This is a genomic window from Acetivibrio cellulolyticus CD2 (assembly GCF_000179595.2).
Lineage (GTDB): Bacteria > Bacillota > Clostridia > Acetivibrionales > Acetivibrionaceae > Acetivibrio > Acetivibrio cellulolyticus.
On record NZ_JH556653.1, the window covers coordinates 1469298 to 1485222 of the forward strand.

Consider the following 15925-nt stretch of genomic DNA (forward strand, 5'->3'; position numbering starts at 1 on the left):
TATATTTTATCCCAATTAAATTCAAACTGCAAATTTTTTATAATAAAATTTTGCATCTATATTGTTGAAACAATAAAAAATAAATTAGGACTCATATATTTTTAATAATAGTATTCCCGTTTTTTACATTAACAAAAAGCAAATCTTTAAAATCTTTTTTATCAAAAATATCTTTTTCAGTACATGTTATAAATGTTTGTATATGATTTATATTATCAAATAAAATTTCCCGTCTCTTATAATCTAATTCTGACATAACATCATCCAGCAAAAGTACAGGATACTCGCCAGTTTCCTCTTTTATTATTTGAAGTTCCGAAAGTTTGATTGATAAAATAACTGTTCTCTTTTGTCCTTGAGATCCAAATGACTTTACATCTAAATTATTTATAAATATTTCATAATCATCCCTATGTGGACCTTTTAATGTTGTATTTCTTTTTAGTTCAATATATCTGTATCTTTTAAAATCCATCAATATATTGGCTTTTATCTTATCAATATCTTCATAGTTATCGGTTTCTACAGATGATGAATAATTTATTTCTATATTTTCGTTATTATCAGATAATATACTATGATTATACTTAGCAGCTTTATTTAATCTATTAATAAACTCATGTCTTGCTTTAATAATTCTAGAACCTATATCAGCTATTTTCTCATCCCATATATCCAGAGTATCTATTAGCCCCCTGTTATTTTGCAATTCTTTTAATAAAGAATTTCTTTGTAATAAAATTTTATTATAAAGCTGCAGATCATAAAAGTAAGATGGCTTTATTTGACTTAGTGTAATATCAATAAATCTTCTTCTTTGTGATGGTCCTTCATTTATAACAGATAAATCTTCAGGTGAAAAAATAACAGCAAGCAAATTACCCATGAGGTTACCCATTTTTTTTAAAGGGATTTCATTTATTTTAATAACTTTCTTTTTTTCACGCTCATATGATATTTCAATGTTCGTTTTTTCTTGGTTTTTGGTAGCATCAAGTTTAATATCATAACTATTACTGTTTATATTTACAAGCTCAATATCTTTTGAAGTACGATGTGACCTTCCTGAAGCACACAAAAAAATTGCCTCAACAATATTTGTTTTACCTTGGGCATTTTCTCCGTAAATTATATTATAATTTTTTGAAAAATCAATAACATTTTCTTTATAGTTTCTAAAATTTCTTAATTGTAAACTATCTATATACAAAATGATACCTCCAGATATCATTCAATAATAAACTTAAGATCATCCACTTCTACAGTGTCACCTTTTCTAAGTTTTTTACCTCTTCTTAATTCTACTTCACCATTAACTTTGACATTACCATTAAAAATCAATATTTTAGCTTCAGTACCAGTAGGTACTAAATCAGCCCATTTAATAAATTGATCAAGTTTTATATACTCAGTATTTATCGAAATAGATTTCATATAATTAAATTACATCCCCTATTCATTTTTTATCCTAACAGGTAGTATCATATAAGCATATTCTTGTTTTCCAATTGGTCTTATTGTACACGGTCCTATGCTAGATGTAAAGTAAATATCTACCTCTTCATCTTCAATAACTTTTAAAGCTTCAATGAAATACTTAGGGTTAAATCCTATATCAAGTCTATTTCCTGAAATATCTACTCTAACTTCTTCCCTAACAGCTCCAATTTCAGTATTAGAGGATATTACAATTTTCTCATCCATTACATTAAATTTAACTGGATATTTTTTTTCTTCAGCTGTTATAAGAGACGCTCTCTCAAGGCTTGATAAAATGTCCTTGGTTTTAACCCTAACTTTTGTTTCAAAATCCTTTGGAATTATACTGTTATAGTTTAAGTATTCTCCTTCTAGCAATCTTGATACAACTTTGCACTTACCAATATCAAACAGTATCTGGTTTTGGGTGCTATATATCGAAATTTCTTCATCTATTGGCTGAAGTATTTTTACAATTTCATTAAGTGTTTTACCAGGAATGACTACATTAAAGCTTTTATTTTCATTTTCAATAATACATTTTCTAAGTGCTAGTCTAAACCCGTCTATAGAAACAAAAGTAACATTATTTTCTTTGCATTCTAATAGAGATCCTGTAAGAATTGGTCTATTTTCATCAATACTTACTGCAAAAAGTGTTTGTCTAATCATGTCTCTTACTGTTTTTTGTTTAATTATAAATGCATTTTCCTTTTTTATTGAAGGAAGTGCAGGATAGTTATCAGATGGCATACCCTTTAATTCAAAATGTGAGTTTTCGCATTCTATAATAACTGATGAATTAGGAAGAACCTCTATTAGAACTTCAGAATCAGGAAGTCTCCTTACAATGTCACCAAACATCTTTGAATTAAGTACAATAGAACCTTGAGTTTGTATATCTGCTTGAACATAGCATTCTATACCTATTTCAAGATCATTTCCAGTTAACTTAAAGTCTGAGGATGCTTCAAGCAGTATTCCTTCAAGTATGGGCAATGTAGATTTCGTTGATACTGCTTTTTGCACTATATTTATACCTTCTATCAAATGTTCTTTAGAACATATCACTTTCATATTGAGTCCTCCCGGTTTACTTTATAATTAATATAATAATTTTTAGTAATAATAGTAATAAGTATTGTTGATTTTGTGTATAACTTACTTCACGTAGTGTGGATTAAGATTTGCAGGTTGTTATTAATCTGTAGATAACTTGTATCAAATAATCAACTAACTAACAGTAATTTAGATTAAATCAACTTATGCACATAATACCAACATGAAGTTTTCCCCATATCAACATTTTCTGTTGATAAAATTAAAATATTAACCACTGGCAAGATTCTTTTTTAACTCATTTATAGCTCTTCTGGTTTCTGAGTTTGATTGAACCTCTTCAACTATTTTTTCACAGGCGTGGATTACTGTAGTATGGTCTCTTCCACCGAAGGCATTTCCTATTTTAGGTAAGGACATATCTGTTAATTCTCTGCATAAGAACATTGCAATTTGCCTTGGGTACGCTACATCTCTTGATCTTCTCTTAGACTTAAAGTCGTCTGGTCTAAGATCAAAGTATCTTGCAACAGCATCTTGTATTGTATTACAATTTATTGCTCTAACTTTGCTAGTTGAAAGAATATCTTTTAGAGCTTCTGTAGCAAGATCAACAGTTATATCGTTTTCAGTAAGAGATGAGTAAGCTATTACTCTATTTAGAGCTCCCTCGAGTTCTCTTATATTAGATGCTATCTTTTCAGCAATGAAAACCATAATTTCATTAGGTACATCCAGATTTTCAAGTTGTGCTTTTTTTCTTAAGATGGCAATCCTTGTTTCGATATCAGGGGCCTGCATATCTGCTATTAATCCCCATTCAAATCTGGATCTTAAGCGGTCTTCAAGAGTAACAATTTCTTTAGGTGATTTATCACTTGATAGAATTATTTGTTTGTTTGCTTCGTATAGGGCATTAAATGTATGGAAGAACTCTTCCTGAGTTCTCTCTTTACCAGCTATAAACTGAATATCATCTATAAGAAGAATGTCTATATTTCTGTACTTAGATCGGAATTCTTCGTTTTTATCATCTTTTATTGCATTAATTAATTCATTTGTAAACTTTTCTGATGATACATATAAAACTTTAAGAGAAGGATTCTGTTTTAATACAAAGTGTCCAATCGCATGCATAAGATGTGTTTTTCCAAGTCCAACCCCTCCATAAATGAATAGAGGATTATAAGCTTTTGCAGGTGATTCGGCAACAGCTAAAGAAGCAGCATGCGCAAAACGGTTACTATTACCTATAACAAAAGTATCGAAAGTATATTTTGGGTTTAGCACAGAAACTAATGTATCTTCATTGTTAGCTTCGGCTTGGTTGGTATACTTGTCAATGTTTTCTTGTGACGGAACTACAAAGTTAATCGTATATTCTTTATATGTAGTTTGTTTTATGGCATTTTTTATAAGAGCTGAATATCTTGACTCTAAAATGCCTTTATTAAATTCCGCGGGCACAGCCAGGTTAAGTGTATTATTGTATAGAGAAAGAGGTTCGATAGTTTTAATCCAAGTATTAAAACTAATTTCAGTTAACTCATTCTGTAGCAGGCCTAAGGTTTTCTGCCATAAATCTGATAATTGGACACTCATAAAATTCCTCCAAATGCATATATAAAATAATAAATAAAAGTAGTTTGCCATTAACCTCAATAGATAAAGGCAATTTTTCCTAAGTTTTATAAATTAAATTATCTTTGGTTTAAGTCTTAGAATAAGGAATAAATTATAAAATATTTAAACCCTAAGCTAATCATTGACAAAACTTATAATAATTAAGCATAAACTAATAGATTTTTGTATAAATTTTTAAAAAAGCAATATAATAAAGTGGTAAATTATAATAGTAGTATAAAAAATTAAATATTTAAGTTACACACAGGCTATCAACATAAATCTGTTGATAATCCATAGGTTATCAACAGGGTTATCAACAGGTATTAATAATATTATCAGACTTTTACACAATATTCAACATAAAATATGAAAGATATCCACAAAAAAATTGATTAAAATATTAATTATCCACATAAATAGTTTCTTGACATCAAATATGGATTTAATATATAATTGATTCGTTGTTCACATTTAGAATGTTAGAATAGGTATTTTGTCATATAGTGTACAGATTAAACAGTACATGATGTTAAAATAAAGTGCCTAAACATAGTATCATTAGGAAAAGAGAATGGGGGTGTTTAGTTTGTTAAGAACATATCAGCCTAAAAATAGACAGAGGAAAAAGGAACATGGCTTCAGAAAAAGGATGAAGACAGCCAATGGACAAAAAGTATTAAAAAGGCGTAGATTGAAAGGAAGAAAAGTTCTTTCAGCGTAAGACCGCATAATTGTGGTCTTTTTGTTTAAAATGAAGTTTATTTATATATACAAAAATGATATAACCGGGAGGCATAGCTCCTTAAAATGATATTTACTTTTCCAATAAAAAAGAACAAAGAGTTTCTCAAGTTATATAAAAAGGGAAAATTCTATGTTGCGAAATACCTTGTATTATATACATTGGATAATAAGAGTAAAGTGAATAGGTTAGGCATAACTGCTAGTAAGAAGTTTGGCGGTAGTGTAAAAAGAAATAGGATAAGAAGGCTTATTAAGGAATGCTATAGGCATTATGAAGGTCAATTGAATGAAGGATTTGATCTGGTATTTGTTGCAAGGAGCAGTGAAGATATGCCTAGTTTCTCAGATATTAAAAGGGAAATGAAATTTTTGCTAAGAAAGCTAAATATATTTAAAGAGGAGAAATAAATTGATTGGTAAATTGGTAATACTATTAATTAGATTTTATCAAAAGTTTATATCTCCTTTTAAATCTGTATCAAGCTGCAGATTTTATCCTACTTGTTCACAATATGCGATTGATGCAATTTCAAAGTATGGTATAATAAGGGGAAGCGTTAAGTCACTAAAGAGGTTATTGAAATGCCATCCGTTTCATCCAGGAGGATATGATCCGGTTAAATAAGCGAAGGGGATTACGTAGATGGGTAATATTTTTAGTTACATACCAAAGTTTTTAGGATTAATTTTGAATTTTATATATGAGCATATGTCATTTGGAAGATATGGTTTGGCTATTATTATATTTACTGTTTTTATCAAATTAGTATTGCTTCCTCTTACTGTAAAACAGTTTAAATCAAATGCTCAATTACAGGAAATACAGCCTCTGATTCAGGAGCTGCAGAGGAAATATAAAAATGATAATAATAAGTTAAACGAAGAAATGATGAAAGTATATGCAGAACATAAGTATAACCCTGCTAGCGGATGTTTGCCTCTTCTTGTGCAGCTGCCCATACTTTTTTCACTGATTTATGTAATAGGTCAGCCACTTACATATATGCTTAATTATAGTACTGCAGATATAAATAATTTATTGAATGCTGTACCGGAAGCAATGAAAATAAAAGGATTTTATGCACAAATAGGTGCTGTAAACTTTCATAATATTTTAAACATGAAGTTTTTAGGTCTAGATTTAGGTTTAGTTCCAACATGGAGACCGAATGTTTTATTTGGTCCTGAAATGGGGCGGTATTTACCTTTAATTTTAATTCCTATACTTTCTGTAATTACAACATTTTTATCAAATAAATTGATGACAGCGGCAACTATGAAGAAAAACAACAACAGTAGCGGTAATGACAGTGCACAGGATGCGGCTGCAGCAATGACTAAAAACATGACGCTGATTGCTCCTATAATGACATTGTGGGTATCGTTCCAATTTCCGGCCGGTTTAGGATTGTACTGGCTTGTGGGTAATATATTTCAGATATTTCAACAGTTGTATTTAAATAAATATGTTATCAATAAAAAGGAGGTTAAGGATAAATAAATGGCAAACTTCGTTGAAAAGACAGGAAAGACTGCACAAGAAGCTATAGATATTGCTCTTGAAGAGTTACAGTGCGACAGAGATAGTGTTGATATAGAAGTTCTTGAAGAGGGTACTAAAGGTATTTTTGGATTTGGAAGTAAAGTAGCAAAAGTAAGAGTTACTCTCAAAGAGTCTAACTCAGAGAAGGCACGAGAGTTTTTATTAAGCGTTTTCGAAAAAATGAATGTTGAAGCGGAGATAATTGCCGAAGAAGATGAAGATTCTATTCTCCTTAAAATTAAAGGGGATGATATTGGAATAATCATTGGGAGAAGGGGAGAAACATTAGATTCGCTCCAATATTTAACAAGCCTTGTTGTTAATAAGAGTAAGGAAGATTATAAGAGAGTTGTAATAGATATTGAAAACTACAGACAGAAGAGAGAGGAAACATTAGTTAAGCTGGCAAACAGGCTGGCTGATAGAGTAGTTAAATATAAGAAGAATATTACTCTAGAGCCTATGAATCCATATGAAAGAAGAGTTATTCATTCTTCTCTTCAGAATCACAAGTATGTTGAGACTTATAGCGTTGGGGAAGAACCGAACAGAAAGGTAATAATTACGCTTAAATAGTGCTATTTTTGAAAGTTTATTTTTATAAAAGGTATTGTTAGCTATTGTGTGGTTCAGGAGATTTATTTCTTGAGCCATTTTTATAATGTTTTTAAAATTTACTTCCATAAATTTGGAGGACTGCTATGTTATATAATGAAGATACAATTACAGCTATTTCGACTCCACATGGAAATGGTGGAATAGGTATAATAAGATTAAGCGGAGAAAGAGCTTTTGAAATATCTGAAGGGATATTTCAAGGAAAAAAAGATTTTGATAAAGTAAAAACGCATACAATAAACTATGGGAAAATAATAGATTCTAGCACAGGTGAAGTACTAGATGAAGTTCTTATTTCAAAAATGTGCAAGCCTAATACTTTCACTAGAGAAGATGTTGTGGAAATAAACTGTCATGGTGGTACGGTAGTATTAAAAAATATTCTTGAGCTAATATTAAAGAAAGGCGCCAGACTTGCGGAACCTGGTGAGTTCACAAAGCGTGCTTTTTTAAATGGAAGAATAGATTTATCCCAGGCAGAAGCCGTAATTGATCTTATAAATGCAAAAACTAATGAGAGTTCAAAAGCGGCTGTTGATCAACTCGAAGGAAAACTATCTGTTAAACTTAAAGAAGCAAGAAGTAAGCTTATTGAACTAATTGCACATATTGAAGTTACGGTTGATTACCCCGAGCACGACATTGAAGAGATTACAGGTCAAAAAATATATACTGAAATAAAGGATATAAAAGAAAAGTTAAGTAGTATTATCGAAGGATTTGAAAAGGGTAGGATAATAAGAGAAGGAATAAATGCTGTAATTGTTGGAAGACCAAATGTAGGAAAGTCATCTCTATTGAACGAGTTAACAGGAAAGAGCAGAGCGATTGTAACAGATATACCTGGGACAACAAGGGATATTATTGAAGATTATATTAATTTGAATGGCGTTCCTGTAAGAATTATTGATACTGCAGGTATTAGGGAAACTGAAGATGTGGTTGAAAAGATTGGTGTTGAGAAAACACACAAGGAAGTTGATTCCGCTGACCTTATAATAATGATGATAGATGCGGATCAAGGTGTTAATCAAGAAGACATTGATATTTTAAATAAAATTAAAGAAAAAAAGGCAATTATAATACTAAATAAGATTGATATGGTAAGTGAAGATAAGATACTGGATATAGAAAATAAGCTTGGCAATAAAAATGTTATAAGAATGTCTTTGAAAGAAGATGTAGGAACAGCTGATCTTGGAAATGCAGTAGTTGAGCTTTTTATGAAAGGCGAAGTTAGCATAAATAATGAAGTTTTAATTACAAATATAAGACACAAGAACCTGATTGACAAAGCAATTGAAAGTATTGATTTTGCAATTGGTGCACATGAAAGCGGTATGCCGTTGGACATGATTACTATTGATATAGTAAATTCTGCACAGTATCTGGGAGAAATTACAGGAGAGTCTGTGAGTGAAGACGTTATGCACGAAATATTCAGCAGGTTTTGTCTGGGAAAGTGAGAGGTATTTTTATGGAGTTCATTGCAGGGGAATATGATGTAGTGGTTGTTGGGGCGGGACATGCTGGCTGTGAAGCTGCGCTTGCTTCGGCAAGGCTTGGTGTTAAAACAGCTGTTTTTGCCATAAATCTTGACAGTATAGGAAATATGCCATGTAATCCAAATATTGGGGGTACTGCCAAGGGACACCTTGTGCGTGAGATTGATGCTCTTGGTGGTGAAATGGGGAAAAATACAGATAAGACGTTTATACAATCTAAGATATTAAATTCTGCAAAGGGTCCTGCTGTATACTCTCTAAGAGCACAGGTAGACAGGAGAAGTTATCAGATAGAAATGAAACATACTCTTGAAAAGCAGGAAAATCTTGATGTAAAACAGGCTGAAATAATTGAGATCTTAAGGGAAGAGAAAGACGGCAAATTTAAGATAACTGGTGTTAAAACACATACAGGCAGTATTTATAATTGTAAAGCAATTATACTTACAACCGGGACGTATCTAAAAGGTAAAATTATTATTGGAGATGTAAGTTATAGCGGAGGACCTGATGGACTTTTCCCTGCAAACAAGCTATCTGACAGTTTGAAGGAAATGGGGATTGAACTGTTAAGGTTAAAAACTGGTACACCAGCCAGACTTAATAGAAGAAGTATTGATTTTTCAAAAATGGAAGAACAGCCTGGAGATGATACAATTGTACCTTTTTCATTTGAAAATGAGGAAATAAAAAAGGAACAGGTATCATGCTATCTTACATATACCAATAGTGAAACGCATTCAATTATAAGAGAGAATCTTCACAGGTCTCCACTTTATGGTGGAATGATTGAAGGTATTGGACCACGGTATTGTCCTTCAATAGAAGACAAAGTGGTAAGGTTTGCTGAAAAGGAATCTCATCAGGTTTTTGTTGAGCCAATGGGACTTAATACACAGGAGATGTATCTGCAGGGTATGTCAACAAGCCTTCCTGAGGATGTACAGATAAAGATGATGAAAACCTTGCCCGGGCTTGAGAATGTTTCAGTAATGAGAAATGCTTATGCAATAGAGTATGATGGGATAAATTCAACCCAACTAAATCTTTCTTTGGAATTTAAGCATATAGATGGGTTGTTTTCAGCAGGTCAGATTAATGGTAGCTCAGGATATGAAGAAGCCGGTTCTCAGGGGATTATGGCCGGTATAAATGCTGCCCGAAAAGTTAAAGGTGAAGAACCGGTTATATTGGATAGGTCTGAGGCGTATATAGGAGTACTTATAGATGATCTTGTTACAAAAGGTACAAAAGAACCTTATAGGATGATGACTTCTAGGTCTGAATACAGACTTTTATTAAGACAGGACAATGCAGATATTAGATTAACTCCAATAGGCTACCGCGCTGGGCTGATAAGTGAGGAAAGATACAGAAAGTTTGAAATAAAGAAAATGGAAATTGAAGAAGAAATAAAAAGGCTTGAAAGGACGCATGTTCCTCCAAGTGAGAAAGTAAACGCATTTTTGGAAAGTAAAAATAGTACGCCGATAAAGAGTGGAATGAAGTTGAGTGATTTGCTTAAGAGACCTGAACTTGACTATGATTCACTTGGGGCTATTGATGAAAACAGGCCGGAACTTAGTTTTCAAGTTAGGGAACAGGTTTCCATTACAATAAAGTATGAAGGTTATATAAAAAGGCAAATGCTGCAGGTTGAACAATTTAAAAAGCTTGAGAATAGGAAATTGAGTAAGGACCTTGACTATATAGCTATACAGGGGCTAAGACTTGAGGCAAGGCAAAAGCTTAATCAGGTAAAACCCGAATCAGTTGGACAAGCATCAAGGATATCAGGGGTTTCACCGGCAGATATATCGGTTTTGCTTATTTATTTGGAACAAAACAGGAGGAAGTCGTAAGCTTGTACTAAGGAATGAGTGAATTTGTAGTTAATGTTATATTTTCATTATTCCTAATATTGAAGAATGGAGATTGTGTTGTGGATAATGTTGATAATGAATTGAAAAACCTTCTTATAGCTGGAGCTAATGAATTTAATATACCTCTAAATGAGGAACAGGCTGAAAAGTTTTTTAAGTATAAAAATGTATTAAAAGAATGGAATGAAAAGATAAACCTAACAGCAATAGAGGATGATAGAGACATAATAATTAAGCATTTTATTGATTCATTAAGTATCCTGCCTCTTATAAAAGGTGATAATATAAAGCTTATTGATGTTGGTACTGGTGCTGGATTCCCTGGAATTCCGGTAAAAATTGCCCGGGAAAGTATAGAAGTAACTTTATTGGATTCACTGGATAAAAGAGTAAAGTTTTTAAATGAAGTTATAAAAGAGGATGGTTTAACTGGTATAAAAGCGCTCCATGGAAGAGCGGAAGAAAAAGCAGTTTTGCCTGAATTTAGAGAAAAGTATGATATATGTACTGCTAGAGCAGTCGCAAGCTTACCAGTGTTGATAGAATACTGTCTGCCATTTGTTAAAGTAGGAGGCTGCTTTATTGCCATGAAGGGAAGCAGTACAGAAGAGATTGATAGTTCAAAAAAAGCGTTGGATATAATAGGTGGAAAGATTGAAGAAGTTAAAGACTTTAACTTGCCTTTTACTGATAGTAAAAGAAATGTCATAGTCATAAGAAAGTTTCGACAGACTCCGACAAAATATCCGAGAAAAGCAGGTAAACCATCAAAAGAACCGTTGATTTAACCCGCAAAAGGCAGTAATATAGCGCATTTCGACGAACGATTCTTTGTATAAAAAAAAGGAATTTGAAAAAGGTGTCCGAATATTATCCTTATAATTTAACTATTAAAGTATGGTAATATAACTTTAATTTAACAAATTATGAATACTATGTTTATAACAAAGGATAAATATTAAAATTACAAAGGATGGTGCGTTATGTTAGAAAGCAGATTGCAGATTGCAAAGGTTGAAAAGAAGGATGATTTAAAGAATATTACGTATGTTGGTATTGACAACATCAGGCCTAATCCTTACCAACCAAGAAAGCAGTTTAACAAGATCTCATTAGAGGAGTTGTGTGAGTCAATCAAACAATATGGAGTTATTCAGCCTATCAATGTTAGGAAGTTATCCTCAAACATGTACGAACTTGTTGCAGGTGAGAGAAGACTTAGAGCAGCAACTATGGCAGGTCTTAGGGAGATTCCTGCAATTATCATAGACATAAACGATAACGATTCTGCTGTATTGGCATTAATAGAAAATCTTCAAAGAGAAGATTTAAGTTATATGGAAGAGGCTGAAGGTTATAATAATTTGATAAGTGATCATGGGTTTACACAGGAAGAGCTTGCAGCGAAAATAGGGAAAAGTCAATCAACAATAGCAAATAAAATCAGATTATTAAAGCTCCCGCCTTTAGTTAAAAAGATACTTGCTGACAATAGCTTAACTGAAAGACATGCAAGAGCATTGTTAAAACTTCATGATGAGCAGCTTCAATTAAAAGTTTTAAAGAATGTTTGCGAAAAAGGGCTTAATGTAAAAAGAACTGAGGATCTCGTAGAGAAAGCTATAGATAGATTCACAAAGCAGGAAAATGAGAAAAAGAATAAAGGAAAATTTACAAAAGCCATAAAGGATATAAGAATATTTGTCAATACAATAAAACAGGCTATAGATTTAATGAAAAAATCTGGTGTTGATGCAAAAGCGGCTCAATTTGACAGAGGAAGTTATGTTGAATTTATAGTTAGAATACCAAAATAATAATGCTTTGTGTAAAAGATATTTGTGTTTTTAAATTACTAACACTAATATGCACCAGGTATTTAATATGAAAAATTTGGGAATGATTTAGTATCATTCCCTTTATTGTGTAAATAAACAATACAAGTGTTAGTTGTTAATTCACTAATTAATGAAAAAAGTGGACAGCCTGCTAAAACTTTATTAAAATATATAGTGGTGAAAAAAATAATTAAGTAGAAAAAGATTCTAAAAGAAGATCAATAGAACTTATAGAAAAGAGGTAGACCAATGGCAGATATAAATGATGTCAAGGACCAAAGTATAATACCTGTTGACATTGAAGCCGAAATGAAGAATTCATTTATAAATTATGCTATGAGTGTTATAGTGGATCGAGCATTACCTGATGTAAGAGATGGTTTGAAGCCAGTTCACAGAAGAATTTTATATGGTATGTTTGGGCTAGGTTTTACACCGGATAAGGCACATAGAAAGTGTGCTACCACCGTAGGGGAAGTTTTGGGTAAATATCATCCACATGGAGATGCAGCTGTTTATGACAGTATGGTTCGTATGGCGCAGGACTTCTCTTTAAGGTATCGGTTAGTTGATGGTCATGGTAATTTTGGATCTGTAGATGGTGACCCTCCGGCAGCTATGAGGTATACCGAAGCTAGGCTAGCCAAAATTTCCATGGAAATGATAAGGGATATAAATAAAGATACAGTTGATTTCAAGCCAAATTTTGATGAGCACGAAATCGAACCTGTTGTTCTTCCATCAAGATTTCCAAATCTTTTAGTCAATGGTTCTTCAGGAATTGCCGTGGGTATGGCTACCAATATTCCACCTCAAAACCTTAGCGAAGTTATTGATGGAATAGTAAAAGTTATAGAAGAACCCCAAACAACAATTGATGAATTGAATAAAATAATTAAAGGTCCTGATTTCCCAACAGCAGGTATAATAGTTGGAAAGTCAGGTATAAGAGATGCCTATAGGACAGGTAGAGGCAGAATAATAATGAGGGCAGTTACAAATATTGAGCAAATGAGCCCCAATAAGCAGAGAATAGTAGTTACTGAGTTGCCTTATCAGGTAAATAAAGCAAGACTGGTTGAAAAGATTGCAGATCTTGTAAAAGAAAAGAGAATAGAGAATATTTCTGATTTGAGGGATGAATCGGATAGAACGGGAATGCGCATTGTTATTGAGCTTAAAAGAGAAGCCAATGCCAATATTGTGTTGAATCAGCTCTTTAAGTTCACTCAGATGCAGGAGACTTTCAGTGTTAATATGCTTGCCCTGGTTCAGACACCGGATAAGAAGTTCGAGCCACATGTAATAAACTTAAGACAGGCAATAGACCATTATGTAGATCATCAGAAGGATGTAATTGTACGGAGAACCAGATTTGAACTTGATAAAGCTGAAGCTAGAGCACATATTTTGGAAGGTTTGAAGATAGCTATAGATAACCTAGATGAGGTTATTAGAATAATAAGATCTTCCAAAAATGAAACAAATGCAAAAGAGAATTTGATGGAAAGATTCAGTTTTAGCGAAAAGCAAGCTCAGGCAATTGTAGATATGAGACTTGGAAGGCTGACAGCTTTGGAAAGAGAAAAGCTCGAAGCAGAATATCAGGAATTGCTTGCAAAAATAAAATATTACAAAGATGTTTTGGCAAATGAGTTTATGGTTTTAGATATTATTAAGGAAGAACTTGGTGAGATAAAGGGAAAATTTGGTGATGAAAGAAGGACTAAAATAATTCCTGATGAAACCGACTTTGATGTGGAAGATTTGATAGAAGAGCAGGACAGTGTTATTACTCTTACTCATTTCGGGTATGTGAAGAGGCTTCCTACAGACACTTATAAGAGTCAGAGGAGGGGCGGAAAAGGAATTATTGGGTTGAGTACAAGAGAAGAGGACTTTGTTGAAAATCTGTTTACAACGTCCACTCACGATTACATTATGTTCTTTACAAACAAAGGGAAGGTATATAGGTTAAAGACCTATGAAATACCTGAAGCAGGAAGACAGGCAAAAGGAACTGCTATAGTGAATCTTCTCCAGTTGGATCAGGAAGAAAAAGTTACTACAGTTATTCCTATAAAAGAATATAAAGAAGGTATGTACCTTATACTTGCTACTAAAAATGGAGTTGTAAAGAAAACAGATCTTATGGAATATGACCATATTAGAAAAGGTGGACTTACTGCTGTTGCGTTAAGGGAGAATGACGAGCTTATTGATGTCAGACTTACTGATGGTACAAAAGATATTTTGCTTGTTACAAAAAATGGTATGTCTATAAGATTCAATGAAGAGGATGTAAGACCTTTAGGTAGGGTTTCCCAAGGTGTTAGAGGAATAAAACTCGATGATGATGACGTAGTAATAGGTATGGGAGTCTTTATTGAAGATACCAGCTTGCTTGTAGTAACTGAAAGAGGATTTGGAAAGAGAACCGAGCTTGAAGAATATAAGGTTCAAACAAGAGGTGGAAAAGGTATCTTGACCTACAGGGTAACAGAAAAGACAGGTAAGATAGCTGGAATGAAACTTGTTAATGAAAAGGATGATGTAATGTTAATAAGTTCTGATGGAACTATTATCAGAATAAACGTTAATGATATAAGTGTTTTAGGAAGAGCGACTCAAGGGGTAACTCTGATGAGAATGGATGAATCAGTCTATTTAGTTGGAATTGCAAGGATAATAAATGAAGAAGAAGATTCTTCGGAAGATACAGAAGATGAGATTTTAGAAGATGTAACGGAAATAAATGAAGAAAAAGAGCAATCAGATAACGAGTAATTTTTCTATTAATATGTGGTTTGTTGAGCTAACGATTTAGGACTCGGATTAAAAATGCTCCTTTTGTAAAGAATAAAATTACAGAAAGGAGCATTTTTTATACCTGATTTGTGGAAAACTAATATATTGATGTGGACATTATCAACAATAACAAAGTTTTAAGTGCATAAACTAAAAATATTACATCAATAGTTATAAAAAAATACTTTGAAAGGGAGTATACATAATTAATAGGGTATATAGTTAAGAATGAAAAAGGAAATTGTGCATAAATTCAAATAGTAGCCGAAATGGAGCTTTTTCTAAGTTGATTATAATAGTTTTAGATGATATATTATTAAAGCTGTCGCATGAAACGGCTTAATAAAAGGAAACACCGAAGTAGTATAAAATTGGTAGTATAAAAAATATGAAAAAGGTGTTGACAAACAAAAGACAGCGTGGTAATATATAAAAGTCGCTCAGATCGAGTGGCTGAAACAAAAGTAATATGGACTTTGAAAAGTAAACAGTGTAAGACGATAAGGAACTCGTTAATTAATTGAGTAACTTGCGAAACAAATATACGCGAGTAAGTAATTTAGAGCCAAAAGGCTCTCTAATAAATATTTTTTAGAGAGTTTGATCCTGGCTCAGGACGAACGCTGGCGGCGTGCTTAACACATGCAAGTCGAGCGGAGAATATAGCAATATATTCTTAGCGGCGGACGGGTGAGTAACGCGTGGGCAATCTGCCTCATACAGGGGGATAACACTGGGAAACTAGTGCTAATACCGCATAAAATAATGAAGTGGCATCACTTTATTATCAAAGGAGAAATCCGGTGTGAGATGAGCCCGCGT

General features: G+C 32.6%; 14 protein-coding genes and 1 other annotated feature (1 of these 15 running past the window's edge). Of the genes, 10 read left to right on the forward strand and 4 right to left on the reverse strand.

The genetic code is table 11. From position 1 onward, the window contains the following. Window positions 1-91: 91 nt before the first annotated feature. The 4 genes from recF to dnaA form a co-directional block, all read right to left on the reverse strand. Complete coding sequence (gene recF, locus ACECE_RS0208550) at window positions 92-1210, reverse strand: DNA replication/repair protein RecF (protein WP_010246643.1); 1119 nt, start codon at window positions 1208-1210, stop codon at window positions 92-94. 17 nt (window positions 1211-1227) lie between these two features. Then, a complete protein-coding gene (gene yaaA / locus ACECE_RS0208555; RefSeq protein WP_010246644.1) occupies window positions 1228-1434 on the reverse strand; it encodes a S4 domain-containing protein YaaA in 207 nt (68 codons plus the stop codon). Between the two features lie 18 nt (window positions 1435-1452). Beyond that, a complete protein-coding gene (dnaN, locus tag ACECE_RS0208560) occupies window positions 1453-2556 on the reverse strand; it encodes a DNA polymerase III subunit beta (RefSeq protein WP_010246646.1) in 1104 nt (367 codons plus the stop codon). A 252-nt stretch (window positions 2557-2808) separates the two neighbouring features. Continuing rightward, window positions 2809-4140 (reverse strand): chromosomal replication initiator protein DnaA, encoded by a 1332-nt coding sequence (gene dnaA, locus ACECE_RS0208565; RefSeq protein ID WP_010246648.1) that lies wholly within the window; start codon window positions 4138-4140, stop codon window positions 2809-2811. A gap of 610 nt (window positions 4141-4750) precedes the next feature. Between dnaA and rpmH the strand changes: the two genes are divergently transcribed. The 10 genes from rpmH to gyrA all read left to right on the forward strand — a co-directional run bounded on the left by rpmH (window position 4751) and on the right by gyrA (window position 15082). Then, window positions 4751-4885: a 50S ribosomal protein L34 gene (gene rpmH / locus ACECE_RS0208570; RefSeq protein ID WP_010246650.1), complete on the forward strand. Its 135-nt coding sequence runs from the start codon at window positions 4751-4753 to the stop codon at window positions 4883-4885. A gap of 86 nt (window positions 4886-4971) precedes the next feature. Beyond that, window positions 4972-5316: a ribonuclease P protein component gene (gene rnpA / locus ACECE_RS0208575; RefSeq protein WP_010246652.1), complete on the forward strand. Its 345-nt coding sequence runs from the start codon at window positions 4972-4974 to the stop codon at window positions 5314-5316. A 1-nt stretch (window position 5317) separates the two neighbouring features. Beyond that, the gene (gene yidD / locus ACECE_RS0208580) at window positions 5318-5533 is read left to right on the forward strand and encodes a membrane protein insertion efficiency factor YidD (protein WP_010246654.1); all 216 of its coding nucleotides are present in this window, start codon (window positions 5318-5320) and stop codon (window positions 5531-5533) included. A gap of 18 nt (window positions 5534-5551) precedes the next feature. Next, entirely contained in the window at window positions 5552-6409 is an 858-nt protein-coding gene (locus tag ACECE_RS0208585; RefSeq protein ID WP_010246656.1) for a YidC/Oxa1 family membrane protein insertase, read from the forward strand. After that, window positions 6410-7027: an RNA-binding cell elongation regulator Jag/EloR gene (gene jag, locus ACECE_RS0208590; protein ID WP_010246658.1), complete on the forward strand. Its 618-nt coding sequence runs from the start codon at window positions 6410-6412 to the stop codon at window positions 7025-7027. A 125-nt stretch (window positions 7028-7152) separates the two neighbouring features. Beyond that, a complete protein-coding gene (gene mnmE / locus ACECE_RS0208595; RefSeq protein ID WP_010246661.1) occupies window positions 7153-8535 on the forward strand; it encodes a tRNA uridine-5-carboxymethylaminomethyl(34) synthesis GTPase MnmE in 1383 nt (460 codons plus the stop codon). Between the two features lie 11 nt (window positions 8536-8546). Then, window positions 8547-10436 carry a tRNA uridine-5-carboxymethylaminomethyl(34) synthesis enzyme MnmG gene (gene mnmG / locus ACECE_RS0208600; protein WP_010246663.1) on the forward strand — a complete coding sequence of 630 codons (1890 nt, stop codon included), beginning with the start codon at window positions 8547-8549 and terminating at the stop codon, window positions 10434-10436. 14 nt (window positions 10437-10450) lie between these two features. Continuing rightward, on the forward strand, window positions 10451-11245 hold the full coding sequence (gene rsmG / locus ACECE_RS0208605; RefSeq protein WP_010246665.1) for a 16S rRNA (guanine(527)-N(7))-methyltransferase RsmG: 795 nt from the start codon (window positions 10451-10453) through the stop codon (window positions 11243-11245). A 195-nt stretch (window positions 11246-11440) separates the two neighbouring features. Beyond that, window positions 11441-12274, forward strand: a complete 834-nt coding sequence (noc, locus tag ACECE_RS0208610; protein ID WP_010246667.1) for a nucleoid occlusion protein — start codon at window positions 11441-11443, stop codon at window positions 12272-12274. A 270-nt stretch (window positions 12275-12544) separates the two neighbouring features. Beyond that, entirely contained in the window at window positions 12545-15082 is a 2538-nt protein-coding gene (gene gyrA, locus ACECE_RS26995; protein ID WP_010246669.1) for a DNA gyrase subunit A, read from the forward strand. Window positions 15083-15691: 609 nt separating this feature from the next. Next, window positions 15692-15925: a sequence feature (16S ribosomal RNA rRNA prediction is too short), on the forward strand (it continues 192 nt past the right edge of the window).

What these genes read in the sequence shown, in the direction of transcription:
- yaaA (WP_010246644.1), bottom strand. Translation starts at nt 1,434, where the DNA reads ATGAAATCTATTTCGATAAATACTGAGTATATAAAACTTGATCAATTT.
- dnaN (WP_010246646.1), bottom strand. Translation starts at nt 2,556, where the DNA reads ATGAAAGTGATATGTTCTAAAGAACATTTGATAGAAGGTATAAATATA.
- dnaA (WP_010246648.1), bottom strand. Translation starts at nt 4,140, where the DNA reads ATGAGTGTCCAATTATCAGATTTATGGCAGAAAACCTTAGGCCTGCTA.
- rnpA (WP_010246652.1), top strand. Translation starts at nt 4,972, where the DNA reads ATGATATTTACTTTTCCAATAAAAAAGAACAAAGAGTTTCTCAAGTTA.
- ACECE_RS0208585 (WP_010246656.1), top strand. Translation starts at nt 5,552, where the DNA reads ATGGGTAATATTTTTAGTTACATACCAAAGTTTTTAGGATTAATTTTG.
- jag (WP_010246658.1), top strand. Translation starts at nt 6,410, where the DNA reads ATGGCAAACTTCGTTGAAAAGACAGGAAAGACTGCACAAGAAGCTATA.
- mnmE (WP_010246661.1), top strand. Translation starts at nt 7,153, where the DNA reads ATGTTATATAATGAAGATACAATTACAGCTATTTCGACTCCACATGGA.
- mnmG (WP_010246663.1), top strand. Translation starts at nt 8,547, where the DNA reads ATGGAGTTCATTGCAGGGGAATATGATGTAGTGGTTGTTGGGGCGGGA.
- rsmG (WP_010246665.1), top strand. Translation starts at nt 10,451, where the DNA reads ATGAGTGAATTTGTAGTTAATGTTATATTTTCATTATTCCTAATATTG.
- noc (WP_010246667.1), top strand. Translation starts at nt 11,441, where the DNA reads ATGTTAGAAAGCAGATTGCAGATTGCAAAGGTTGAAAAGAAGGATGAT.
- gyrA (WP_010246669.1), top strand. Translation starts at nt 12,545, where the DNA reads ATGGCAGATATAAATGATGTCAAGGACCAAAGTATAATACCTGTTGAC.